The following is a 21,242-nucleotide window of genomic DNA, read 5'->3' on the forward strand; positions in this document are numbered from 1 at the left end:
CAACCTGCACTCTTCTCTGCCGGTACCGCCGGAAACGGTGGGACGATCGGAAGCGACCCGGGGACCGTGGACGCGGCCTCGAGGCGAGAGGAGACAAAGATGTCTGAGCAAGGGATGGAGTCCGCCCCGACCGAGGTGGCGACGCTCTACGGCGGGCCGGCGACCCGACGGGTACGGGCCCGTGACCTGATCGCCGCCAAGGAGCGCGGCGAGCGCTGGCCGATGCTCACCTCGTACGACCAGTACACGGCGGCGATCTTCGACCAGGCCGGAATTCCGGTGCTGCTGGTCGGTGACTCCGCGGCGAACAACGTCTTCGGCTACCCGACGACGGTGCCGATCACGGTCGACGACCTGCTTCCCCTGGTCCGCGCGGTGGTACGGGCGACCGAGTACCCGCTGATCGTCGGCGACCTGCCGTTCGGCTCGTACGAGGAGGGCCCGACGCAGGCGCTGCGCACCGCCGTACGGTTCATGAAGGAGGGCGGCTGCCACGCGGTGAAACTGGAGGGCGGCCGGCAGGTGGCCGAGCAGATCCGGGTGATCACGAATGCCGGCATCCCGCTGATGGCGCACATCGGGTTCACCCCGCAGCGGGAGCACACCCTCGGTGGCTACCGGGTGCAGGGCCGGGGCGACGCCGCCGACGACGTACTGGCGGACGCGCTCGCGGTGGCCGAGGCCGGCGCGTTCGCGGTCGTCCTGGAGATGGTTCCGGGCGAGGTGGCCAAGCGGATCACCCACGAGCTGTCGATCCCCACCATCGGGATCGGGGCCGGGCCGGACACCGATGCCCAGGTGCTGGTCTGGCAGGACATGGCGGGCCTACGGTCCGGCCGGATGCCCCGGTTCGTCAAGCGCTACGCCGACCTGGCCGGCACGCTGGCCGAGGCAACCCAGCGGTTCGCCGCCGAGGTCCGCGACGGCGAGTTCCCGACCGCCGAGCACACCTTCTAGTTCCGCGTTTCGCCCGCTACTCCCCCGACGGGCCGGCGGGTCCGACGGTCGCGCGGCGGACGGACGGCTCCGGCCGACGGACCGCCTTCGACCGGGCGGCTTCCGGTCCGTCGGGGGACGGGGGACGGGTCAGATGTCGGTGACGCGGATTCCGGCGTGCGCCTTGTAACGCTTGTTGATCGCGATCAGGTTGGCGGTGAACGCCTCGACCTGGTGCGCGTTGCGGAGCCGGCCGGCGTAGATGCCGCGCATCCCCGGGATCCGCGCGACGAGGGCGGCGACCAGTCCGACCAGTTCCCGTTCCTCGGTGCAGATCAGTACGTCGAGATCGATCCGGTCGACGCGCGGATCGGCCAGCAGCGGGGCACTGACGTGGTTGAAGGCCGAGCAGACCCGGGACTCCGGCAGCAGCGCCGCGGCCTGCTGCACGGCACTGCCCTCCTCGACCCGCAGCGGGTACGGCCCCTGCTTGTCGAAGCCGAGCGGGTTGACGCAGTCGATGACGACCTTGCCGGCCAGCGGCTCGCGCAGTGCGGCGATCGTGTCCCGGTGCCCGTCCCACGGCACCGCGATGATGACCACGTCCGAGCGGCTCGACACCTCGACGTTGTCGCCACCGGAGACCGCCGCGTCGTCGGGTAGGCCGGGCAGGGCGCCGATCTCTTCCGCCGCCTGGACGGCCCGCGCCGCCGACCGGGACCCGATCAGTACGCGCTGACCCGCCCGGGCCAGCCGGTACGCCAGCCCCCGCCCCTGGTCACCGGTGCCACCGATGATCCCTACGGTGAGTCCGGAAACGTCGGGTAGCGCACTCACGTCAAATGCCATTCCGGCATCCTCGCAAATCCGGCGTCACGCCGGGAGCGCCGGGCCAGATGCGGAACGTCACATCAGCCCGGCGCCGCCTCCGTCGCCCCCGCGTCACCGCACCGGAACGCCCCCGCTCCGGGGCGTTCCGGTGCGGCACTCAACCAATCATCTTCTGGGCGGTCGACCTGGTGGCCTTCCGTCCCGGCGACTTGGCCGGCGCCTTGCGGGCCGCGGCCTGCTTACTCGGCGCCTTCCGAGCGGTGATCTTCTTTGCCGGCGCGGCGGTCGTCCGCTTCGCCGCCGCGGTTCCCCGCTTCGCCGGAGCCTTCGTCGCCGACGCCCGCTTCGCGGTGGCCCGCTTCGCCGGAGCCTTCTTGGCCGTGGCCCGCTTCGCCGGAGCCGTCGTCGCCGTCGACCGCTTCGTCGCGGCCTTCTTCGCCGGTGCCTTCGCCGGAGCCTTCCGGGCGGTGACCTTCTTCGCCGTGGTGCCCGCCTTCCGGACCGCCGTCGTCGTCCGCTTCGCCGCCGCGGTGGTCCGCTTCGCCGCCGTCGTCGTCTTCTTCGCCGCCGTCGTGCGCTTGGCCGCCGTCGTACGCTTCGCCGTGCCGGCGCGGCTCGTAGTCGTCCGCGTACCGGTCGTCTTCTTCGCGGTGGCCTTCTTCGCCGGCGCCCGTTTCGCTGTCGCCTTCTTCGCCGGCGCCTTCTTGGCCGCCGTCGCGCGCTTGGCCGGGGCCTTCTTCGCCGGTGCCTTCTTGGCCACCGACGAACTCGCGGTCCGCCGGGCCGCGGTGCCCTTGCTGGCACCCACGGTCCGGCTCCGCGCCGCAGTCTTCTTCCCGGCGGCGCTTCTCGCCACCGGGCGGCTGGCCCTGGTTGCTTCGGCCATCTGTGTTCCTCCTTGCGGGACATGCTCTCGGGGGTCTCCTCGCGGAGCACCACGGAGTTTCTCGACGCGGGCTGTCGCCGCGCCGGTCTAGCGCTCCTCCCCGGCCCAGCGGGCATCCTCGGCATCCCACGCTTCGTTGCGTTGCCGCACACGCTGCAACGCCTGCTCCGCGTCGGTGGCCGAGGCATAAGGACCGAGCACGTACCTCGCAGGGCACACGTCAGCACCGGTCTCTGTCCGGTGATGGCGGATGCACCAGAAGTACTGCACATCACTCCCGCTGTCGCTCATGGGATTACTGTGCACGGCAAACCGACCAAGCGCTACCGTTTCACGCAAAATGGCGGGGTGACTTCCACAGTAGACCCCATCGGATAAGCCCGGCCGCGGAATCGGCAAACTGCGGTCGTACTCCGGAAAGGCTTTCTGCGGCAAGGGATTCACCACCGTCAGCGACGGGCGGACCCCTCGGCGCCGCGCTCTGGAAGGCGCGGGAAAAAATTCCCCACCGGTACGCTCCGCCGACCGCCTCATCGCCTTGACCTGGCACTTGGCGGCGAAGAATGGAGCACAATTCGCAGTGTGAGCATGATGCGACGGGCGGATGGGACAGGGCGGCTTCCCCGGGTGCTGTCAATCGTCGTGCTGGCCATTCTGCTGCTGCTCGTCGCCAGCGTCGGGCACACCATTCTGACCATCACCACGGAGCCCTCGATCGAGGAACGGGCGCATAGCGAAGCGGTACGGCGGGCCGCCCTCGTCGGCGACGCACTCGTGCACGGTGTCGCCGACGGCGCGACCGAACTCGGGCAGAGCGCGGCCCGCAACGACCGCGTCGACGTGTTGACGGTCGACGGCACCGACCGCCGCCACTCCCCCGGCGTACGGGTCGTCTTCCGGGTGCACGTGACGATGTCCCAACCCGTGATGGCCGGCCGGGCGTCGACCGAGATGCGGGTCTGCTTCCGTCAGGTACTCGACCAGGAGCGCCGTGACTTCTCCCGGACCCAGGTGCCGTGTCCGGAGACCGCCCCGCCCGACGGAACGTCGACACCGGTGCCGTCGCGGTCGCCGACACCACCGCCGCCGGTGCTCGGGCCACCGACGACGGTTCCTGGTGCACCAGCGGGAAGTTCGCCGGCCCCGGCCCGCTGAGCCGGCCCATCCGATCAATCGTTATCGTCGTCGCATGACCGTCCCCGAGTACGTCCGGCGGCTGCGCAAGGCGGTCGGACACGAGCTGCTCTGGCTGCCCAGCGTCAGCGCGGTGGTGGTGAACGACGCCGGAGAACTGCTGCTCGGCAAGCGCGCCGACGACGGGCGCTGGTCGGTCATCAGCGGTGTCGTGGAGCCGGACGAACAACCCGCGCAGGCCCTGGTCCGGGAGGTCCACGAGGAGACCGGCGTACGGGTGGCACCCGTACGGGTGTCGAGCGTGCTGGCTCGTCCGCACACCTATCCCAACGGCGACCAGTGCCAGTTCCTGAACATCGGTTTCCGCTGCCGGTTCCTCGACGGGGTGGCCCGGGTCAACGACGACGAGTCGGTCGCCGTCGGGTGGTTTTCGCCGGACCGGTTGCCGCCGGTGGACGAGCATGCCCAGATCACCATCGCGCAGGCGCTCGCCCCGGCCGGAACCGCTACCTGGTTCGCCGCCGACGCCTCCGCCTTCGCCTGACTGTGAGCATGGCGGGATCACCTCGACTCAGGGGCGCGGCGGCGCCGACCGGTCCCGGTTCGGCGCGGCGGCGGTTCCGGTTCGGCGCGGCACCCGGCCACCGAGCCGGCCCGGGAACGCCGGATCAGCGGCCAGGTGGGTGACACCGTCCCCGTCGCTACGCTCGGCGTCGTCCCGGTCGGGGCCAGCCCTGGGCGCGGGCCATCCGCTCGGCGGTGTCGACGAGCAGCCGTACGGCCGCCGAGGCGGGCACGGTCCAGGACAGCGCGAGGTCGATGGTCGGCAGGTCGTCGCTGACCACCAGAGCGCAGACCCCGGCCGGAAGATGACCCGTCAGCGAGGCCGGCAGCAGCATGAAGCCCTGCCGGCTCAGGCTGACGCCGAGGTTCCGCAACCCGGGCAACGGGTTTTCCCACACCTCGAACGCCTCACCCGTACCGCCCAGCACCGCGAGCACCGTGTCGTGGTAGCGCGGCGCCAGCTGCCGGGGAAAGAACCGGAGCGTCTCGCCGCGCAGCTCACGCAGCTTGACCGTACCGGCGCCGGCCAGCGGGTGGTCCGCGCCGACCACCACCGTCCAGCGGTCACGCCGCAGGACCCGTGACCCGACTCCGGCCGGTAGGTCGACGCACCGGCCGAGCACCACGTCGAGCTTCTCCTCGACCAGTGCGGTCGACAACGCCGTGTCCCAACCCTCCTGGGCCTCGACCAGTACTCCGGGGTGGTGCTCGGCGAGGGCCGCGAAGAGTGCTGGCATCTCGCCGAAGGCTGCGGTGACGGTGTAGCCGATCCGTACCCGACGCACGGCGGGCTCCGCCGCCCGCCGGGTACGTTCGACGGCCTGCTCCGCGTCGGCCAGGATCTGTCGGGCGGAGGCGATGAACACCAGACCCGCCTCGGTGGGGCGGGTCGGTCGGCGGTGGAACAGCTGGACGCCCAGTTCCCGTTCCAGTTGCCGGATCTGCCGGCTCAGTGGCGGCTGGCTCATCCGCAGGAGCTGCGCGGCGGCCTCGAACCCACCGGCGTCGCACACCGCGATGACGTAGCGCATGAGCCGCAGCTCCACCAGCATGCCCGCAAACTACCCGAGCGGCTGGCGTACCGGCCCCGGCCGCCCGGCGCGCGGACCGCCACCTCAGTGCCCGACCGGCAGCTGTCCCCGTCCGACCGGCAGCTGTCCCCGTCCGACCGATGGTGGGCTCATGGCCACCAAGGGCTTCGGCGGCGTAGTGCCTCCTGGGCCCGGGAGACCAGCCCCGGGTAGTTCTTCTCCGGGTACCACGGCATGGTGCCGATCTGGTCGAAGCCGGGGAACGTCTCCAGGTGCCGACGCATCCGCTCACGCATATCCGGGTCGGGCAGTTGCCCGCGCATCGCGGCGACGTTCTCCGCCAGGTGAGCCGGGTTCGAGGTGGCCGGGAGCGCACAGGTCACGGCCGGGTGCGCGATCACCCACTTGAGGAAGTACTCCGCCCAGGTGTGCATGCCGGCCTCGCGGGCGAAGTCCGGCACCGGCCGTCCCGCCACCACCCGGTGCAGCCGGGCCTTCTCCAGCGGCATGTTCACCAGCACCGCAACGCCACGCTCCTGCGCGGCCGGCAGGATCCGCTCCTCGGCCGCCCGGGTGTGGATCGAGTAGTGCACCTGGACGACATCGAGTGCGCCACGCTCCAGCCAGGAGGCCAACTGCGGGAAGTAGCTCGGGTCGTGGTGGGAGATCCCGAGCCGGCGGATCCGGCCCTCCTTCTTAAGCGCGTGCAGCAGGGGTACGACCACGTCGACGTTGACCAGGCTGTGGCAGTGCACGACGTCGAGTGGCGCCCGGCGGGAGAGTCGCCGCATCGAACGGCTCAGGCTGTATTCGGCGTGCTGGACGTCCCACAGGTAGTCGCCGGTCGACCAGATCTTGTCGGCCACGAACATCCGATCGTTGATCCGCAACTCCGCGGCGGCCCGTCCCAGGTTGGCCTCTGCCGCCCCGTAGACCGGTGACGAGTCGAAAACCCGTCCGCCCGCCTGCCAGAACGTACGGACGATTTCGGCGTGCGTGTCCCGCCCCCGGCCGGGCAGCGAGTCGAAGGTCATGAACGTGCCGAGCCCGATCGCCGGCAGTCGTTGCTGGCTGCCCGGGATCGTCCGGGTGATCAGCTCGGTCTCCGTAGGCGTCGTCTCCGTAGGCGTCGTCTCCGTACCCGCTCGTCGGCTCTGTCCCTGGGCTGGGCCGGCGGCGAGACCGGCACCGACGATGGCGGCGGCGCCGATGCCGCCGGCCCGGATGATCTCGCGCCGGTTCGGCCGCCATGCGGCTGACTCGCGCCCGGCTGAGGGCTGGGGTTGCTGTTCGGTCTGCTGCTCGGGGGTCAAGGAACGGCTCCCTTCGGTCCACTGCGGATTGCGGTGGTGACGGAGCCAAGGCTGCCCAGTGGGCGCCGGAGCGACCAGATCGGTTGGGTGTGGTTCGGGACCCGACAGGTATACGAAGTGATCAGGCGGGTCGGCCGACCGGGCTGACGGTTTCGGCCGACCCCGTCGATCACCCGTCCTGGCGCGGGCGGTTCGTGGCCGCTCGTCCTATCGCGGCCGGGCCTGCGGTCGCCCGGCCCAGTACGCCTCGAGCCGATCGGCCAGCTCGGTCGGATGACCGAGCATGCCCAGGTGGTCGCCGGGCATCTCGTCCGGCTCGATGCCCAGCCGCTCGCGGGCGAGCCGGCGGGCAAAGCCGACCGGCAGGAACCTGTCGTCACGGTGCAGCAACACCCTCGTGTGCACCTCGGGCCAGGCCGCGAGCGGCCACGGCTCGCCGAAGGGCCTGCCGGCCTGTTGCCTGCCGTGCCGGAACGCCTCGGCCGCCAAGTCCGGCGGGAGGTCGTTGGTGAACAGCGAGGCGAGGTCGTCCTCGGCCCGGCCGTCCCGCGCATCCTGCTCCCGCCTGGCCTCCAGGTATCCGGTGCTGGTCCACCAGTCCTCCGGCTTCTCACCGGGGGTCGGGATCTGTCCGGCCAGCAACACCAGCAGGTCCACCGGGACCCGGTCGCAGACGATCGGCGCAGTGAACCCACCGAAGGAGTGCGCCACCACCGCCAGGTCGGTCCGGTCGCCGATGGCCGCGATCACGGCGTCGGCGTACTCCGACAGGCCGGCGGACTCGTCGTCGCAGGGCAGGTCGACCGGCACCACGTCGTGTCCCCGGGCGCGCAGCTCGGCGGCCAGCAGGTGCCAGCACCAGGAGTCGGCTGCGGCGCCGGGGATCAGCACGAAGCAGGGCGGGGTCGGTGCGGGCGTGGTCACCGGGCCAGTCCGACCGGTTGCCCGACGGTCGGGAGCTGCTCGGCGAGCCGTACGAACGAACTCGACCAGCCGTCCGCCAGGCCCGCGCTCTCTTCGCCCACGCTGACCCCGGCGGCGTGGAACGTCATCTCGGTCCGGGGGCCGAGGTCGGCGAAGGTGACGGTCACGACCGCGCGCTCGGCGCCGGCGTTCTCCGGGCCGCTGGCCGGGACCGTGTCAAACACCAGCCGCTCCGGCTCGACGATCTCCCGGTAGACGAAGGCCACCGGGTACTCGGCGCCGTCGTCGTCACCGACCATCCGGAGTTGCCAGCGACCGCCTGCTCTGACGTCCATCGAGATGGTGGACCGGGGCACCGTGATGCCACGCGGCCCGAACCACCGGGCAAGGTGTTCCGGGTCGGTCCAGGCCCGGAAGACGAGTTCGCGCGGTGCGTCGAAGACCCGGGTGATGGTGAACGCCCGGCTGTCGGGCCGGCTCTCAGTCATCCTGCTCGCCCTTCTGGATCTCTCGTAGGTGGTCGGACAGCCTGTCGAAGCTGCCGGACCAGAACTCCTGGTACTGCTCCAACCAGTCGACGGCGTCGCGCAACGGTTCGGCCCTGAGTCGGCACGGACGTTGTTGGGCGGTACGCCGTCGGCTGATCAGTCCGGCTCGCTCCAGCACCTTGAGGTGCTTCGAGACCGCCTGCAGCGTCAACGGCAACGGCGCCGCCAGTTCGTTGACCGTGGCCTCGCCCTCGGCCAGCCGGGCGAGGATCGCCCGCCGGGTCGGGTCGGCGAGCGCCGCAAAGGTGGAGTCGAGGTGCGCCGACTGCATGCCAGAAGTCCTCATTCAACCGATCGGCTAATTAACTGATGGGTTGAATATAGGGGCGAAGCCGAACACCCACAAGCCCCGGCCGCATCGGACGGCGGTCGCGGTGGTGCTGGAGAACGGGTCCGGAGAACCGGTCGCGGCGGTGCCGAGAACGGGTCCCGGAGCCTGCTGGCCGCCGCGCCGAACCGGGCTGCCTAGCGCTCCGGCGTCGGCAGGAGCCCGTGTACCTCCGGGTCGACCTTCAGACCCAGGTCGGGCTGTCCCAGCCAGTCCAGCCGGACCGATGCCGTCTCCGCGCGCTCGGCCAGCTTCAGTTGCAAGCCGTACACGGACAGCAGCAGGGCCTGGAGGGAATCGACACCGAAGGAGGCCTGCACCGCCTCGTCGCCCAGGCCCAGAATCTGATGGGGGCAGTACCAGTCCCCGCCCGGCAGGACATCCGGCAGCGGCTTGCCGATCCGCAGGACCACCGGCGTACGGCTGCCCTCCTCGGCGACGGCGTCCACCTGCCGCTCAGCCACAATCTCGCCGAGTTGATAACTCATCGTCATGCGCTCCCCAACTCACCTCGGAAATGCGGGACCAGCGTGGCGGCGGTCGCGGTCACAGTGGAGCGCCGCCGGTCTCCCGCTTCGACGGCTCGACGCCCCGGTCGGCCGCCTGGGAGGCCAATGCCGGCGGGTAGTCGTTGACTGGAATTCCCGCGTACGGATCAAGGGCCACGGCGCCATGCTAATTGACCGCTGTGCGTTGGTGCCCGATGGTGGCGAGCCTGCTGGGGCCGTTCTCTGCTTTGAATTTGCGGTCAGGGCTGGTCCGCCAGGGCGGCGGTGAAACGCGTCGCGAGCGTCGCCACCGCGGCCCGGAGTTCCTCGCCACCGTCGACGCGGAAGGCGAACGGGACGTTGGCCAACCACTCCTGCGCGTACATCGTCGGATTGCTGGTGCTGCCGACCAGGACGCATCCGTCCCCCGACGGCTCGAGCCGTCCCATCGGAGGCCGGATCCACGGGGCCACCTCGGCCAGCGGGGCCTCGAACACGACGCGGGTGGGGAACTCCCACCCGGTACCCAGGTTCTCCTCCAGCGCCGCCACCGGGTCGAGGTCGGCGGGCGGCTCGAACTCGTACGCGGTCTGCTGGACCGCCCGGATCCGGTCGACCCGGTAGGTACGGACCGCGTCCGCGCGATGGGAGTGACACAGCAGGTACCAGCGACCGTGGCGGACGACGACGGCCCAGGGATCCACCTCGGTCTCCCACTCGTGGCCGGCCTCGCTCCCATAGGTCACCAGTACGCGACGCCGGAGCGCGACGGCGGCGACGAGTGCGCTGGTGGTGGCGGGATCGGGACGGGCCGAGCTCCGGTCGGGCGCGGCCGACGCGTGCTCGCGCAGCGTGGCAGCCTGCCGGCCGACGCTCTCGGGCAGCGCCTTGATGACCTTGGACAGGGCAGAACCGACGAGATCGTTGACGTCGGCGGCCGCGGGCTGACCGTCGAGCACCGCCATGACCAGGCCGAGCGCCTCGGCCTCCGTGAAGACGACCGGAGGCAGCCGCGTACCGCGCCGAAACCGGTACCCGCCATGCGGACCCCGAACCGACTCGACGGGGATGCCGGCCTCCCGGAGGATTCCGACATATCGCCGCGCGGCCCGCTCCGTGACACCCAGTCGCTCGCCGAGTTCGTCGGCCGTCGTGCCCGGTCGGGCCTGGATAATCTCGATGGCGCGTAGGGCCCTGGCGGTGGGGCTGAGATCGATCGGCACCCGAGCAGATTAGGTGGTCAGGGAAAGAACCGGAAGTCGATCGTCCGGAACTGGTTCTAGCGTGATCCCCATGACCGAGTTCCGCGAGCAGGACCTCACCGGTGTCCGTTTCGAGCGCGTCAATCTCCGGGGCGCGACCTTCCGCAAGGTGTCCCTCGACGACGCCAGGATGCGTGAGGTCGACCTCACCGGGGCCCGGGTCCACGGCGCCCTGTTCCACAACAGCCGCCTGCGCGGTGTCGAGCTGGTCGATGTCGAGATCAGCGGCGAGGTACGGAACGTCGTCGTGAACGGCGTCGACATCGCCCCGTTCGTCGAGGCCGAGCTGAACCGTCGGATGCCCGAGCGGGCGAAAATGAAGCCAGACGACCCCGACGGGTTCCGTGAGGCGTGGGCGATCCTGGAACGGCTCTGGGAGGACACTCTCACGCGGGCGAGAAAATTCCCCGAGGCGGCGCTGCACCGCAGCGTCGATGGCGAGTGGTCCTTCATCCAAACTCTGCGGCACCTCAACTTCGCCAGCGCCTCCTGGGTGGGCCGGATGATCGTCGGCACCGCCTCGCCGTGGCACCGGTTGGACCTGCCGTGGGACGAGGCTCCCGGGTGGGACGGTGTCCCGTGGGACCGGGAGGCCCGACCCTCGCTCGACGAGGTGCTTCCGGTCCGACGCGAACGCCAGGCGATGGTCCGCCGCGTCATGGAGTTCCTCACCGACGAGCAGCTCGCCTCCGAGGTGACACAGACCGGGCCCACCTGGCCCCCGATGGAGACGTTCCCCTTCCGGGAATGCCTCCGCATCGTCCTCAACGAGGAATGGGAACACCGGCTCTATGCCGAACGTGACCTCACCGCACTAGAGAAGGAAAACTGATCATGGACATACTGCTCATCGGCGGGCTCTGGCTCGACGGATCCGCGTGGGACGACGTCGTACCCGCGCTCCAGGCACTCGGTCACCGGCCGGTGCCGCTCACCCTGCCCGGTCAGGGCGACGGATCCGCGTCCGCCACGCTCGACGACCAGGTGGCGACGGTGCTCGCCGCGATCGACTCGGCGTCCGGACGACCTCTGGTGGTGGGGCATTCCGCCGCCTGCACCCTGGCCTGGCTGGCCGTCGACGCGCGGCCGGAGAAGGTCGCCAAGGTCGCCCTCATCGGCGGCTTCCCCTCCGCCGACGGGCAGCCCTACGCCGACTTCTTCCCGCTCGAGGACGGTGTCATGCCCTTCCCCGGCTGGGCCCCGTTCGAGGGACCGGACTCGGCCGACCTGAACGAGGAGGCCCGGCGCGGCTTCGTGTCCGCCGCGATCCCGGTACCCGAAGGGGTGGCCAAGGGCGTGGTACGGCTGACGGACGAGCGACGATTCGACGTACCGGTCCTGCTCGTGTGCCCCGAATTCACGCCCTCCCAGGCCAAGGAGTGGATCGACGCCGGGGAGGTACCGGAACTCCCCAGGGCCAAGCACCTCGACTACGTCGACATCGACTCGGGCCACTGGCCGATGGTCAGCCAGCCGGTCGAACTCGCCCGGATCCTCGCCGCGGCGGCCGACGAGGGCTGAACCGGCGCCCAGCCGGGGACCCTCTGGCCAGGGTGTCCGAGCACGACCCAGGGGCTCTCGGGCAGGGTGTCCGAGCACGACCGGTCCAGAGCCGCGTTGAGGGCTCTGGACCGGTGCCGGGAACGTTGACGGGCCATGCTCACTGGTAGACCAGGTCCAGGGTGTCGGTTCGGCCCGACCAGGTGAGGGTCAGATGCCAGCAACCGGGCTGAGGAAGGTCGATGATGGAGGGTCCAGGTCCGCCCGGGACACGACGGGTTTCGGAGGTACCGGAGCCGTCGAGTTCCGCCTCGATCACGAGATCGCCGGCCGGTTCCGAGGACTTGGACACCCAGAGGACCTTGTTCGTCGGTCCCTGCGGCCTGACGACGGTGAGCGGGTACCCGAAGATCGCGGCGACGATGTCTCCCCGGTCTCCCATGACGTGCGGCATGCTCGAGTCGCCGGTGAACCCGGCCCGAGCCCACTCAGGCAGCGGGCCGGTCTCGACCGGGCTGCCGCAACCCGTTCGAACCGGGCGGGGCGATTCTGAAGCAGGTGGAGCCGACCGGACAGGCGCGTCCCCAGCCGTGCATCCGGCAAGGAGACCGACGACGGCCGAGAGGAGCAGGACAGCCGACTGCGGAGGTTTCATGCATCTGGGAGTCACCAGGTGACCATCGAGTTCCCGGGCGGGGATCTTGAACCGGGTGATTTTCGACGCGAGGTTGCTGGGGCCGGCCCGCGCCTCGAGGCCCGTGACGGCCCGTTCGGTTCCGGCAGCGGTACGTCGCCTGCCTGTCAGCGCGGAGTCGTCGTCGACGGCTCGTCTTCACGGGCGCTCCACTGACCTGCGAAGACGAACTCCAACAGCACACGGTCGCCCGCGGCCCGCATCACCAGATCCTGAGACTCCTGCAATCGGCAGATGAACTCGGCGAACAGGACCGGCGGCGCGGCCAGCAACCGCTCTGACCGCTCAAGGATCACGATCCTGCCGCCCTGGCCGACAGCGATGAGGTCCCCCAGGCAGTCACTCCAGGCGTCCCAGTTAGCACCGAAGTAGTCCGGGAACTGCAACGCTTCCCCCAGCCGCTTCAGGACGAGTTGCCGGGTGGGATCGGGTGGAACCTCGACTCGCAGTGGCTGGGCCTGGATGCCATGAGCGAAGGAGACGACGTAGTCGACGAGTTCGTGGTCGATGACGTACGGCGGCCCCGACAACCGACGGTTCTGGCTCAACGAGCGAAGCATGGGACATTGTCCCACCGCCGCTCATGCCACCGCTGACCGTGCGGAAGCGCCGGTGCAGCCCGCCATCACAACGGCCGCGCGTACCGGGCGGCCGCACTTTGGGTCTTGGGGTGCACTTCGGGGGCATGGACTCGTTGTGGAGGCCCTTGATCACAATGGGGAGCGGGTCGTTTGTTGCCAGTGGCAGAGGGAATACCTCTTCCGGCAGTCTAATGGGGCCACCAGAGGGGGGATTTGAAATGGCTCGACAGGAGAAGAAGCAGGGTCAGCAGAACTCGGCGGCCAGTCGGAACGAGATGGCAGGAATGGACCTCCACTCAATGCGCGAACGGGCCCACTCGATGGGGATCGATGGAAGCTCGAAGATGAGTGAGGACCAGCTGCGCAAGGCAATGATGATGATCAACAAGGGGACGGACCCCATGATGGCAAAGCAGGAAGCCAAGGGGAACATGTAGTACCCACGGGTCCGTCATACCCTGTCGCTGCCGGCGATACGGCGAGCAGGTCCCGCGACAGCTCGAGGGAGCCACGACCGGAGGGCCGCCCCATCTCATCCGGAGTCGACGCTCACCCCGGCGAACTGGGCGATGTCCTCGCGCCGCAGTCCGGGTACCGCGCCGACGGGACCTACCGGGAGCAGCCCCACGTCCACGGGCTACAGCCGGGGCGGCGGAACATCAGGAAGCCGCTGAGGGAACGCGACCACGGCGGAACATGCGACCAGGTCAGAGCCATGATCACGGCTCCGACCTGGTGAACGACGGACGAGTCGACCTGTACGCCGGATTTTGGAGCCATCAGCCTCTTGAGCAGTGACTGAGTCCGGCGAAGGCCACTGTGGGCCGTCGCCGGGCCGTCAGTAGCAAGATGCTTAATTATCGCCAACGTGATACTACTGACTATGCGAGCACAGCAGCCAGCTCGAAGGCCTGCCTCCGTATATCTTCCTGCTGACACCAAAGCCGAATCAGCACACTTGTTACGAACCGTAGATCCAGCCCTAGTTGAGTAGCAAGAACATCGGGCCATCGTTGATGTTCGAAGAATTCAAAACCGCCTAGGGCTACCAGTAATGCGGTTTCACTGCGACCCAAAGCTGCCGCCACTGCTTCAGAATTGCCATAGGCAAAACCGATAAGCTCTTGCTCCGGGTCCGACTTTCCGGGCAGCAAAAAAAGTCCGTTTGAGCTGTCAGCAAAATCTCGCTGGTCGGCATCAAGGACGCCAATAACCCGTACTCGCGATGCACTAGACAGGCATCTTACGCCCGCTATCACATTATCCTTTCCGCCGGCTTGGACAACTTCTATTCCGGCGATGGAAGCATTTAAACAACCAAGGACTCCCACAAGAACCAAAGAAGCGAAGGCGTCTTCGACCAGCACGATGACCGCCACGGGAATCTCCAACCCGACGGCACGCTGCACCTGCACAAGCGATTCGGGCTCGACGACTCTGATCTTTCCGCGAGAGCCCCTCACACACATTCTTACGTTCTTCAAGGGAAACCGGGAGAACACTTGCGGGGAGTGGGTTGCAACGATCAGCTGTAGTTTCCCTTTAAGCGCGCGACGCGCAACTTCGTCAATGAAGGCGCGATGGCCACGTAAGGCTAGGAACGACTCAGGCTCATCAAGCATGAACATGGATCCGGCATCCAGTCTTCCTTGCTCCCAAAGAACCTGATACACCCAAAGCTCACCTAAGCTGAACGACGTATTGTCAGACTCTCGCCCGGCAGTCTTTGAGATCACGTAGGGCCTTTGCTGATACCAGCTCTCATCGTCGTCGCTCCTGCTATCCAACACGACCGTCCACATAGAGACGGAGTCATATTTTTTACCCAAGATTCCAGCGAGCGCAACAAGCTCACTTGACTTAAACCTCTGTTCATTCAAGAGGCGCTTCTTAGAGTGCGGAAGTTCCTGATAATACCAAGTGAAGTCATTAGCCAATTCAGCAGAACTTACGTAGGCCGGCCAGTTCGTCTGCCACCCGTCAGTTGCCCACGCCTGAAAACGCTCATCGACAGACCCCGCCAGGTCGATGACTTTCTTCTCCTCATTGCCATCCACGGATACGGTCAACTCAATCACACCAACAACAGGATTATCGACATTTCCGTACCCTTCGGCGCCCACGAATGGCGGAGTTCCGCCCCCGAATCCGAAGGCTGCCTGAATGACGCGAAGGAGCAATGTTTTTCCGGCGCCATGCGAGCCAACGATGCAAATCGCCGAGTCGAGTTCGATTACCTGCTCCTCGAATACCTCAGACTCGATAATTCGTATGGATTTAATCCACTGAGGCGGATTTGTCGCCAAGATGCGGCTCCAGACGCGACTACGCGCATCGTTCTCGCTAGCAACCATGATTACACCATGCCAGCCAGACATACACCGTGTCGAGCCTATTCGTAGCTACGGTCAAGCTACCTAGCCTCTCCGCAATACCTCGTCAATGGCCTGACGTGTGCGCTCCTCGCTGGCAGGCATGAGATGCGTGTACACGCGGAGGGTGAAGCCGGGATCGGCGTGCCCGAGGTACGACGCGAGAGCCTTGATGCTCTCCCCCGCGTCCAGCAGCGCCGAGGCGTAGAAGTGGCGCAGCGCGTGCATCCCGGTCGCCCGAGTCGGCGTGATGCCGGCCGCCACGACAGCGGGTCGCCAGCTCTTGCCGTCGAAGGTGCGTCGGTTGATCGCACCGCGCCGGGTGGTAGTGAACAGGAGCGGCACCGTGACCCGCTCGTCGTCGGCCGGGTTCTCCCATGGCAGCGTGAGCGAGAGCGGGGCGAAGTCATCGACGTGCCGGCGCAGCGCCTGGGCGACGGAGTCAGGCAGCGGTACTCGGCGGTCCCGGTCGTTCTTTGGAAGGCCGAACACCAGCCGGGAACGGACGAGCTTGACCTGACGGCAGACGTGCACCCATCCCGCGTCGAAGTCGATGTCGTCGACCCCGAGGCCGAGGATTTCCCCCTGTCGCATCCCGCACCCGGCTCCGAGGTCGACCATGGGGCGGTACCGCTGGGCGAGGCCACCGCGGATTGCCGAAACCTGTTCGTACCGCCAGGGCACCACCCGGCGCTGCACCGGTCGCGGGGGCTTGACCGACTTTGCCGAACAGGGATTCTTGGCGATCCGCTCGTCGTCGACTGCTGCGCCGAGGATGGTTCGCAGGTGGGCGAAGACCACGGCCCGGGTCGCCGGGGCAAGCTTGCCAACCATGCTGGCGTCCCACTCCCGGACGTGGCCCGGCTTGATCGAGGCCAGTTGCCGAGAGCCGAAGAACGGCAGCAGATGCTTGCGTACCCGGAACTCCGCGATCTCCCGGGTCGACTCGTCGAACGACCTCGTCCGCAGCCAGGTTTCGGCGTACTCGGCGAAGAGCATCCGACCGGCGAGCGGATCGATGTACGAGCCACGGAGCTTGTCCGTCTCGGTCGAGACGAGGAATGCCTCAGCGTCCCGCTTGGCCCGGTCGGGGAATGACTGGCTCCGCTCCCGGCCGTCCGGGCCGATGTAGCGGACCCGGTACCGGAGTCCCTTGCCGAACCGGTCGGACTTGACCCGTTCCTTACGGCCGCCAGGGTGCCGGACGACGTCGTACCAACGATCTTCCACGTGTGCCATCAGGCCGCCGCCTGCTGACGTACCCACGACCGGACCGCTTCCGGCTCGTACCGCAGGTGTCGGCCGACCCGGGCCGCCGGCGGACCGTACTTGACCTTGCGCCAGCGGTACAGCGTCTCCGTCGGCACCCGCAGGTACGCCGCCACGTCCCGGATAGTCCATAGCCCGTCGTTCGCCGCCATCACAGCCCCTCCCCCGTTGTGCCGCCTACTCCCGTCGCCGACCCGCTGTCGGGTAACTGGGCAGCCCGGTCCTTGGCGGCGAGGAGTTCGGAACGCCAGCGAGCACGCTCACTGATCGACCGCAGCAGCCGGTGAGAGAGCGGCCCTACGTCGGGATCGTCGGGCCGGGCGAGTTCCCACGCGTGCCGGACCGGTTCGACGGTAGCGCCCTGGTCGTCGACCCCGTCCAGGCCGACGGTCACGCCGAGCAGCGCCCGCACCCAGGCCCGCGCATCGTGCTTGTGGTCGGAGAGCGTCTTGCCGGACCAGTCGCGGGAGATGAGGATGCGCCGGCCGCCAATGCCGAGCGTGTCCCGCTGGTGAACCTTGCCCTTGCAGCGGCCCGGCTTGAGCCTCGCGTGTGCCTTCTTCGGCTGGACGCCGTACAGCATCCAGTTCGCGCACCGGTCGGTACACGGGGTCACCTGGAGTTCCTGCCACAGCCGGTCCAGGTGCGCCCGCTGCCGACCGGTCGTGATCTTGTGGCAGTCGCCCGTGTGCTTGGTGATGTACTTCGTGACGTACCGGATGGTGCGTTCTGCGTCTTCGGTGCCCGGCATGACACCGCGCGCGTCGACCTGGGCGCCGAAGCGGACGAGGTGGACCGGCTCAGCGTCCGGATCGTCGTCGAGCGCGTCCGTCCAGGTGGTCAGCGGCTCGCGGGTGTCGGGGTCGACCCACGCCGACGCCTGCTCATCCCAGACCGGGAGCCGGTCGAGGGTGTACCGCTGCACGTCGGTCGACGGCCACCACACCTGGTGGTACGTAGCCGCCGCCACGGTCCGCAGCACCTCCCGGGGGATGGTGCCCCGGATGGCGAAATGCGCGTGCGGGGCGAGTCGGCGTTGCGGCTCGACACAACCCGCGTACTGGACGTTCCAGCCCTCGCAGCGGCGCAAGTTCTGCCAGAACCGGTCCAGCAGCCGGGGAAAGTGGACGGCGTCCCAGGCAGCGCGCCGGTAGTTGTACCGGTCGGGGTTGACCGGAGTGCCGTCCGGGCGGACCGGGCCGTACGAGTCCAGGGTCAGCGTCAACCACATCGACGGCCGGTACGTCGACCCGTCCGGCGCGGAGTAAGTCTTCCCGACCGTGCGCCGCTCGACCTTGCGCCGGGGTAGGTCCGGAGCGTCCTGCCGCCGCCGAGTGGAGCGCTTGCGGCGCCGCCCGGTGTCCTCGTCGCCCTGGTCGTCGTCGCCGGTTGAGTGCGGGGGCGCGACCCGTCCCCGGAGCCCCTCGGCCGCAATCGCGTCCTCCACCTCCCGGATCGCCTCGTCGAGGTCGGCGACCTGGTCCAACTGAGACGCCCGGGACGCTTCGTCGCGGGAGAACTCCAGGTGCCCGCGCAGCAGGATCAGCGTCTTCTGTTCCTCGGTTGCCGGCTCCGGGGGCGGTAGCGGCTCGTCGTCGCGGTGCCAGCCCTCCCGAATCTGTGCCTGCCGCAGCCGGCGGTTCTTCTTCGCGCACGGCGGGCACTTGTCCTCCCGGGTCGCGCCGCACGGCAGGTCTATGACCTCGGTCAATCCGGTGGCGAGGTCTGTCCGGCGCATGGCCAGGGGGCGGATGCAGACGCCGTACTCGGTGGCGATGTCCCGCAGCACGTCCACCGCACGGGGCAGGCCCATCCGCGCCGCCCGCGACCCCGGCCGAGGAGTCTCGACGACCGGGGCAGCGGGAGCGAGGCCGGGCAGCGTCGGAGCGGTCATCGCACGATCCCGACGACCTGGGGCCGGTTCTGATGGACCACGCCCAGCGGCGGCCGGACCGTCGGCGTGACCAGTTGAGGCGTGGCGACAGGTGCGGGCATGTCGCCGGTCGGTTCGGGTTGCCGAACGGATTCGGTCTGCTCGACCACGACCGCCACCAGTTCGGCGGTAGCCGGGTCAGCAGCGGTTTCCGGGGTGGCGGGTGCACTGGACAGGACGACCTTGACCAGGGCGAGGAAGGCCAGCGAGGGGACAGCGGCGACGATCCAGCCCCACACCGACGGTTCGGCTTCGGCGACCTGGGCCGCGAGGGAGAGCAGCGCGAAGGCCACCAGGAGCACGCCGACCAGGCCGACGGGTCGACCGGTGCGACGTCGGGCGCGGATCTCCAGGCCGAGGTAGATCGCCATCAGTTCGACGGCTACCGCGTTGGCCCAGCCGATCCAGTCGGGTTGGCCGTGCGCGACGGTCAGGTCATGGACGTGGGTGAAGGCAGCGGCGCCGGCCATCCCGCCGATGGCGAGCAGGATCAGCACCCGTACGACCGATTCGGTCCGGTGGCGGTTCATCGCTGGCTCCGATTCGGGGTCTCGCGGATGGTCAGGTCGACCCGGATGCGCCGGCCGTCCATGTCGTCGCGGCGGTTGATGATGTCGGCGAGCACGCGCAGGGCGTCGGCGATCTGGTCGGGCGGGCCGACGAGCCGGACGAGCAGCGGCCGGCGGAGTCTGTTGACGAGTCGGGTGAAGGGGTTCACGGCGGTTACCTCCGGGCCGGGCGGACGTCGGTGCGGATGTGGTCGGGCGGATCGCCGAGGGAAGCGACGGCTTCGGAGAGGCAGCGCCACAGCGCCCACGCCTCGTCGGGGGTCAGGGACATCCGGCGTCGACCCGCGCCGACGGCGAGATAGACCGGGTACGGGTCGGGCCGGTCGGGGTCGACCCGGACGGATACCGCCGTAGCCGGTTCCGGTGTACGGAGCCGGTAGAACCGGCGACCGGACGGCGCGGTCATCGGCGCTCACCGCCGTTGTCCCGGTCAAGCAGGTTCCGCAGCGACTCGGGCAGCAGCGGCCCGGAGGGGCGTCGCGGCAGCGGGACGCGGGCCGGCTCGGTGGCGGTTTCCCGACCGACCTGGGCGAGGATGTCCGCCGCGTCGACCGGGGCTGGGTGCTGGACCGCCATGGCCCGGATGTCGTCGTCGGTGACGTAGGAGAAGCGGACCCGGATCGGTTCCGGGGTGCCGTCGAGGATCACGTAGCCGACGCCCTTGGCCCATCGGGGCATCTGGTCGGCCAGCGCGCCCCGGTTACGGGCACCGTCACCGAGGACCATGTCGACCTGGGACGCTTCGGTCAGGCCGAGCGCGATCCGGGTCGGGAACAGGTCCCGGAACGGCAGTACCTCTTTGCGGGGGTCCTGCAACGCGGCGACGACCAGGACCCCGACGCCGGCCCCCTGGGACAGCAGCAGCCCCAGCGACGAGGCGATCCGCTTACGCAGGTCCGCGTCTTGCAGGTAGGCCGTGAGCGCGGCCATCTCGTCGATGACGACCACGACCAGGGGGTCAGCCTCGGTCGGGGTGTGGACCCGGACGACGCCGGCCAACCGAGTCTGTCGCTCTCGCAGTACCTCTACCGCTTCGTCGAGCAGGTCCGCCATTGCCTCGAAGGACTTGCACGCGAACCGGGCGAACATCGGCCGCCCGATCGCAAACTCCATCCAGCCCTTGGGATCGATGACCCACAGCCGCACCAGGCCGGAGGCGATCCCGCCGCCAAGCGCCCGGACCAGCGACCAGAGGACGGAACCCTTGCCGCGCCGGGTCGCGCCGCCGACCAGGACGTGTGTCGCCAGCAGATGAAGGGACCAGGTGCGCAGGTCTTCCCGTCGGGCCAGGGCAAGCGCGGTGAAGTCCGGGACCGTCGGGACCGGGAACGGTGGCACGACGGTACGCAGCGCGTCGGTACGCACCAGGACCAGGTAGACGACGGTCGGGCGATCCCGGAAGCGAACCCGGTCCACAGCCCGCAGCAGCCAGCCGAGCCGGCCGGAACGCGTCGGCGGTTCGTCCGGACATTCGGAGTAGACCCGGGCGTGCCGTCGACCAAAGGCGTACGCCAGGTTCGCCGTGACGTTCTGGAACTCTTCCGGGGTCTGGCCCCGGACCATCCGGACGGTCAGCACGTCGAGCGCCTGATCCGAGCGGACCGCCAGCAGCTCCGGCAGGACGGTCCGATGGTCGTACGTCGCGGCGAGGCCGCACAGCGTCATGGCTTCACGCCAGACCCGCCGATAGACGAACACCCGCCGGAGCGAGCCCAGCAGTGGACCGGCCAACCAGGCCCACCAGGACGACTCGTGTCGCCACCGCCACACCGCCGAGGCCGCCGACAGCAGGACCACCGGCACGACCAGGCCGGGCCAGTCGTACTCGACGTACAGGGTGAGAGCCAGGGCCGCCGTGCCGGTGGCGACGGGGTGGCGTAAGCACCACCAGGCCGCCCGCCAGGACCAGCGCAGCAGCAGACCGAGCAGTACCGCCCAGACCGGCAGTTCGAACCGCTTGGGTCGGGCGATCAGCAGATCCCCGGCCGAGGTCATCACCACTTCACCGCGAGGCCGCCCGATCACTTGGCACCCCGCAGGGACACGAACCGGCCCGATGCGTCACGCACCGGAGGCAGC

26 protein-coding genes are annotated in these 21,242 nt (G+C 69.0%); 7 read left to right on the forward strand and 19 right to left on the reverse strand.

Going from position 1 to position 21,242, the window contains the following annotated elements:
- Positions 1–99: 99 nt before the first annotated feature.
- Complete coding sequence (gene panB, locus H4W31_RS40725) at positions 100–957, forward strand: 3-methyl-2-oxobutanoate hydroxymethyltransferase (RefSeq protein WP_225945933.1); 858 nt, start codon at positions 100–102, stop codon at positions 955–957.
- Between the two features lie 129 nt (positions 958–1,086).
- Here the strand turns inward: panB and npdG are convergent, their stop codons facing one another.
- Positions 1,087–1,785, reverse strand: coding sequence for an NADPH-dependent F420 reductase (npdG, locus tag H4W31_RS40730; protein WP_192771456.1), 699 nt, complete (start codon positions 1,783–1,785; stop codon positions 1,087–1,089).
- 170 nt (positions 1,786–1,955) lie between these two features.
- Here npdG and H4W31_RS43555 point away from each other — a divergent pair, with 170 nt between their 5' ends.
- Positions 1,956–2,744 carry a hypothetical protein gene (locus H4W31_RS43555; RefSeq protein ID WP_225947837.1) on the forward strand — a complete coding sequence of 263 codons (789 nt, stop codon included), beginning with the start codon at positions 1,956–1,958 and terminating at the stop codon, positions 2,742–2,744.
- On the opposite strand, the gene H4W31_RS40740 is transcribed toward H4W31_RS43555, so the two are convergent.
- The gene (locus tag H4W31_RS40740) at positions 2,741–2,944 is read right to left on the reverse strand and encodes a hypothetical protein (protein WP_192771458.1); all 204 of its coding nucleotides are present in this window, start codon (positions 2,942–2,944) and stop codon (positions 2,741–2,743) included. The two genes, H4W31_RS43555 and H4W31_RS40740, sit on opposite strands and share 4 nt — an antisense overlap.
- A 291-nt stretch (positions 2,945–3,235) precedes the next feature.
- Between H4W31_RS40740 and H4W31_RS40745 the strand changes: the two genes are divergently transcribed.
- Positions 3,236–3,808, forward strand: coding sequence for a hypothetical protein (locus H4W31_RS40745; RefSeq protein WP_192771459.1), 573 nt, complete (start codon positions 3,236–3,238; stop codon positions 3,806–3,808).
- Between the two features lie 34 nt (positions 3,809–3,842).
- Positions 3,843–4,331, forward strand: coding sequence for an NUDIX hydrolase (locus tag H4W31_RS40750; protein WP_192771460.1), 489 nt, complete (start codon positions 3,843–3,845; stop codon positions 4,329–4,331).
- Positions 4,332–4,488: 157 nt separating this feature from the next.
- Here H4W31_RS40750 and H4W31_RS40755 read toward each other — a convergent pair whose 3' ends face one another.
- The 7 genes from H4W31_RS40755 to H4W31_RS40785 all read right to left on the reverse strand — a co-directional run bounded on the left by H4W31_RS40755 (position 4,489) and on the right by H4W31_RS40785 (position 10,155).
- A complete protein-coding gene (locus H4W31_RS40755; protein WP_192771461.1) occupies positions 4,489–5,403 on the reverse strand; it encodes a LysR family transcriptional regulator in 915 nt (304 codons plus the stop codon).
- 128 nt (positions 5,404–5,531) lie between these two features.
- Positions 5,532–6,695: an aldo/keto reductase gene (locus H4W31_RS40760; protein WP_192771462.1), complete on the reverse strand. Its 1,164-nt coding sequence runs from the start codon at positions 6,693–6,695 to the stop codon at positions 5,532–5,534.
- A 207-nt stretch (positions 6,696–6,902) separates the two neighbouring features.
- Positions 6,903–7,619: an alpha/beta fold hydrolase gene (locus tag H4W31_RS40765; protein ID WP_192771463.1), complete on the reverse strand. Its 717-nt coding sequence runs from the start codon at positions 7,617–7,619 to the stop codon at positions 6,903–6,905.
- A complete protein-coding gene (locus H4W31_RS40770) occupies positions 7,616–8,107 on the reverse strand; it encodes an SRPBCC family protein (protein WP_192771464.1) in 492 nt (163 codons plus the stop codon). The genes H4W31_RS40765 and H4W31_RS40770 overlap by 4 nt, the downstream gene beginning before the upstream one ends.
- A complete protein-coding gene (locus H4W31_RS40775) occupies positions 8,100–8,438 on the reverse strand; it encodes an ArsR/SmtB family transcription factor (RefSeq protein WP_192771465.1) in 339 nt (112 codons plus the stop codon). Before H4W31_RS40775 ends, H4W31_RS40770 begins: the two co-directional genes overlap by 8 nt.
- A gap of 194 nt (positions 8,439–8,632) precedes the next feature.
- A complete protein-coding gene (locus H4W31_RS40780; protein WP_192771466.1) occupies positions 8,633–8,989 on the reverse strand; it encodes a DUF6968 family protein in 357 nt (118 codons plus the stop codon).
- A gap of 254 nt (positions 8,990–9,243) precedes the next feature.
- Complete coding sequence (locus H4W31_RS40785; protein WP_318783776.1) at positions 9,244–10,155, reverse strand: helix-turn-helix transcriptional regulator; 912 nt, start codon at positions 10,153–10,155, stop codon at positions 9,244–9,246.
- A 121-nt stretch (positions 10,156–10,276) separates the two neighbouring features.
- Between H4W31_RS40785 and H4W31_RS40790 the strand changes: the two genes are divergently transcribed.
- Entirely contained in the window at positions 10,277–11,077 is an 801-nt protein-coding gene (locus tag H4W31_RS40790; protein ID WP_192771468.1) for a DinB family protein, read from the forward strand.
- A gap of 2 nt (positions 11,078–11,079) precedes the next feature.
- On the forward strand, positions 11,080–11,766 hold the full coding sequence (locus H4W31_RS40795) for an alpha/beta fold hydrolase (RefSeq protein ID WP_192771469.1): 687 nt from the start codon (positions 11,080–11,082) through the stop codon (positions 11,764–11,766).
- A gap of 139 nt (positions 11,767–11,905) precedes the next feature.
- Here H4W31_RS40795 and H4W31_RS43565 read toward each other — a convergent pair whose 3' ends face one another.
- Positions 11,906–12,187 (reverse strand): hypothetical protein, encoded by a 282-nt coding sequence (locus tag H4W31_RS43565; protein ID WP_225945934.1) that lies wholly within the window; start codon positions 12,185–12,187, stop codon positions 11,906–11,908.
- Between the two features lie 359 nt (positions 12,188–12,546).
- Positions 12,547–12,987 (reverse strand): barstar family protein, encoded by a 441-nt coding sequence (locus H4W31_RS40805; protein ID WP_192771471.1) that lies wholly within the window; start codon positions 12,985–12,987, stop codon positions 12,547–12,549.
- Between the two features lie 251 nt (positions 12,988–13,238).
- On the opposite strand from H4W31_RS40805, the gene H4W31_RS40810 reads away from it, so the two are divergent.
- Positions 13,239–13,457 (forward strand): hypothetical protein, encoded by a 219-nt coding sequence (locus tag H4W31_RS40810; RefSeq protein ID WP_192771472.1) that lies wholly within the window; start codon positions 13,239–13,241, stop codon positions 13,455–13,457.
- A gap of 444 nt (positions 13,458–13,901) precedes the next feature.
- Here H4W31_RS40810 and H4W31_RS40815 read toward each other — a convergent pair whose 3' ends face one another.
- From H4W31_RS40815 to H4W31_RS40850, 8 genes are all read right to left on the reverse strand, one after another.
- Positions 13,902–15,374 carry an AAA family ATPase gene (locus tag H4W31_RS40815; protein ID WP_192771473.1) on the reverse strand — a complete coding sequence of 491 codons (1,473 nt, stop codon included), beginning with the start codon at positions 15,372–15,374 and terminating at the stop codon, positions 13,902–13,904.
- A 63-nt stretch (positions 15,375–15,437) separates the two neighbouring features.
- Positions 15,438–16,631, reverse strand: coding sequence for a tyrosine-type recombinase/integrase (locus tag H4W31_RS40820; RefSeq protein ID WP_192771474.1), 1,194 nt, complete (start codon positions 16,629–16,631; stop codon positions 15,438–15,440).
- Positions 16,631–16,813 carry a helix-turn-helix transcriptional regulator gene (locus H4W31_RS40825; protein ID WP_192771475.1) on the reverse strand — a complete coding sequence of 61 codons (183 nt, stop codon included), beginning with the start codon at positions 16,811–16,813 and terminating at the stop codon, positions 16,631–16,633. The genes H4W31_RS40820 and H4W31_RS40825 overlap by 1 nt, the downstream gene beginning before the upstream one ends.
- Positions 16,813–18,555, reverse strand: a complete 1,743-nt coding sequence (locus tag H4W31_RS40830) for a replication initiator (protein ID WP_192771476.1) — start codon at positions 18,553–18,555, stop codon at positions 16,813–16,815. Before H4W31_RS40830 ends, H4W31_RS40825 begins: the two co-directional genes overlap by 1 nt.
- Positions 18,552–19,124 (reverse strand): DUF2637 domain-containing protein, encoded by a 573-nt coding sequence (locus H4W31_RS40835; RefSeq protein WP_192771477.1) that lies wholly within the window; start codon positions 19,122–19,124, stop codon positions 18,552–18,554. Before H4W31_RS40835 ends, H4W31_RS40830 begins: the two co-directional genes overlap by 4 nt.
- Positions 19,121–19,312, reverse strand: a complete 192-nt coding sequence (locus H4W31_RS40840) for a hypothetical protein (protein ID WP_192771478.1) — start codon at positions 19,310–19,312, stop codon at positions 19,121–19,123. Before H4W31_RS40840 ends, H4W31_RS40835 begins: the two co-directional genes overlap by 4 nt.
- Before the next feature lie 5 nt (positions 19,313–19,317).
- Positions 19,318–19,569, reverse strand: a complete 252-nt coding sequence (locus H4W31_RS40845) for a hypothetical protein (RefSeq protein WP_192771479.1) — start codon at positions 19,567–19,569, stop codon at positions 19,318–19,320.
- On the reverse strand, positions 19,566–21,158 hold the full coding sequence (locus tag H4W31_RS40850) for an FtsK/SpoIIIE domain-containing protein (RefSeq protein WP_192772787.1): 1,593 nt from the start codon (positions 21,156–21,158) through the stop codon (positions 19,566–19,568). Before H4W31_RS40850 ends, H4W31_RS40845 begins: the two co-directional genes overlap by 4 nt.
- Positions 21,159–21,242: the final 84 nt, after the last annotated feature.

Origin of the sequence: Plantactinospora soyae, from assembly GCF_014874095.1 — a bacterium.
In the GTDB taxonomy this organism is placed as follows: domain Bacteria; phylum Actinomycetota; class Actinomycetes; order Mycobacteriales; family Micromonosporaceae; genus Plantactinospora; species Plantactinospora soyae.

Coding starts and splice junctions, on each gene's coding strand:
- H4W31_RS40830 (WP_192771476.1), bottom strand. CDS start 18,555: ATGACCGCTCCGACGCTGCCCGGCCTCGCTCCCGCTGCCCCGGTCGTC.
- H4W31_RS40790 (WP_192771468.1), top strand. CDS start 10,277: ATGACCGAGTTCCGCGAGCAGGACCTCACCGGTGTCCGTTTCGAGCGC.
- H4W31_RS40775 (WP_192771465.1), bottom strand. CDS start 8,438: ATGCAGTCGGCGCACCTCGACTCCACCTTTGCGGCGCTCGCCGACCCG.
- H4W31_RS40810 (WP_192771472.1), top strand. CDS start 13,239: ATGGCTCGACAGGAGAAGAAGCAGGGTCAGCAGAACTCGGCGGCCAGT.
- H4W31_RS40795 (WP_192771469.1), top strand. CDS start 11,080: ATGGACATACTGCTCATCGGCGGGCTCTGGCTCGACGGATCCGCGTGG.
- panB (WP_225945933.1), top strand. CDS start 100: ATGTCTGAGCAAGGGATGGAGTCCGCCCCGACCGAGGTGGCGACGCTC.
- H4W31_RS40780 (WP_192771466.1), bottom strand. CDS start 8,989: ATGACGATGAGTTATCAACTCGGCGAGATTGTGGCTGAGCGGCAGGTG.
- H4W31_RS43565 (WP_225945934.1), bottom strand. CDS start 12,187: ATGGGAGACCGGGGAGACATCGTCGCCGCGATCTTCGGGTACCCGCTC.
- H4W31_RS40850 (WP_192772787.1), bottom strand. CDS start 21,158: ATGACCTCGGCCGGGGATCTGCTGATCGCCCGACCCAAGCGGTTCGAA.
- npdG (WP_192771456.1), bottom strand. CDS start 1,785: ATGGCATTTGACGTGAGTGCGCTACCCGACGTTTCCGGACTCACCGTA.
- H4W31_RS40845 (WP_192771479.1), bottom strand. CDS start 19,569: ATGACCGCGCCGTCCGGTCGCCGGTTCTACCGGCTCCGTACACCGGAA.
- H4W31_RS40755 (WP_192771461.1), bottom strand. CDS start 5,403: ATGCTGGTGGAGCTGCGGCTCATGCGCTACGTCATCGCGGTGTGCGAC.
- H4W31_RS40740 (WP_192771458.1), bottom strand. CDS start 2,944: ATGAGCGACAGCGGGAGTGATGTGCAGTACTTCTGGTGCATCCGCCAT.
- H4W31_RS40825 (WP_192771475.1), bottom strand. CDS start 16,813: ATGGCGGCGAACGACGGGCTATGGACTATCCGGGACGTGGCGGCGTAC.
- H4W31_RS40770 (WP_192771464.1), bottom strand. CDS start 8,107: ATGACTGAGAGCCGGCCCGACAGCCGGGCGTTCACCATCACCCGGGTC.
- H4W31_RS40820 (WP_192771474.1), bottom strand. CDS start 16,631: ATGGCACACGTGGAAGATCGTTGGTACGACGTCGTCCGGCACCCTGGC.
- H4W31_RS40750 (WP_192771460.1), top strand. CDS start 3,843: ATGACCGTCCCCGAGTACGTCCGGCGGCTGCGCAAGGCGGTCGGACAC.
- H4W31_RS40815 (WP_192771473.1), bottom strand. CDS start 15,374: ATGGTTGCTAGCGAGAACGATGCGCGTAGTCGCGTCTGGAGCCGCATC.
- H4W31_RS40835 (WP_192771477.1), bottom strand. CDS start 19,124: ATGAACCGCCACCGGACCGAATCGGTCGTACGGGTGCTGATCCTGCTC.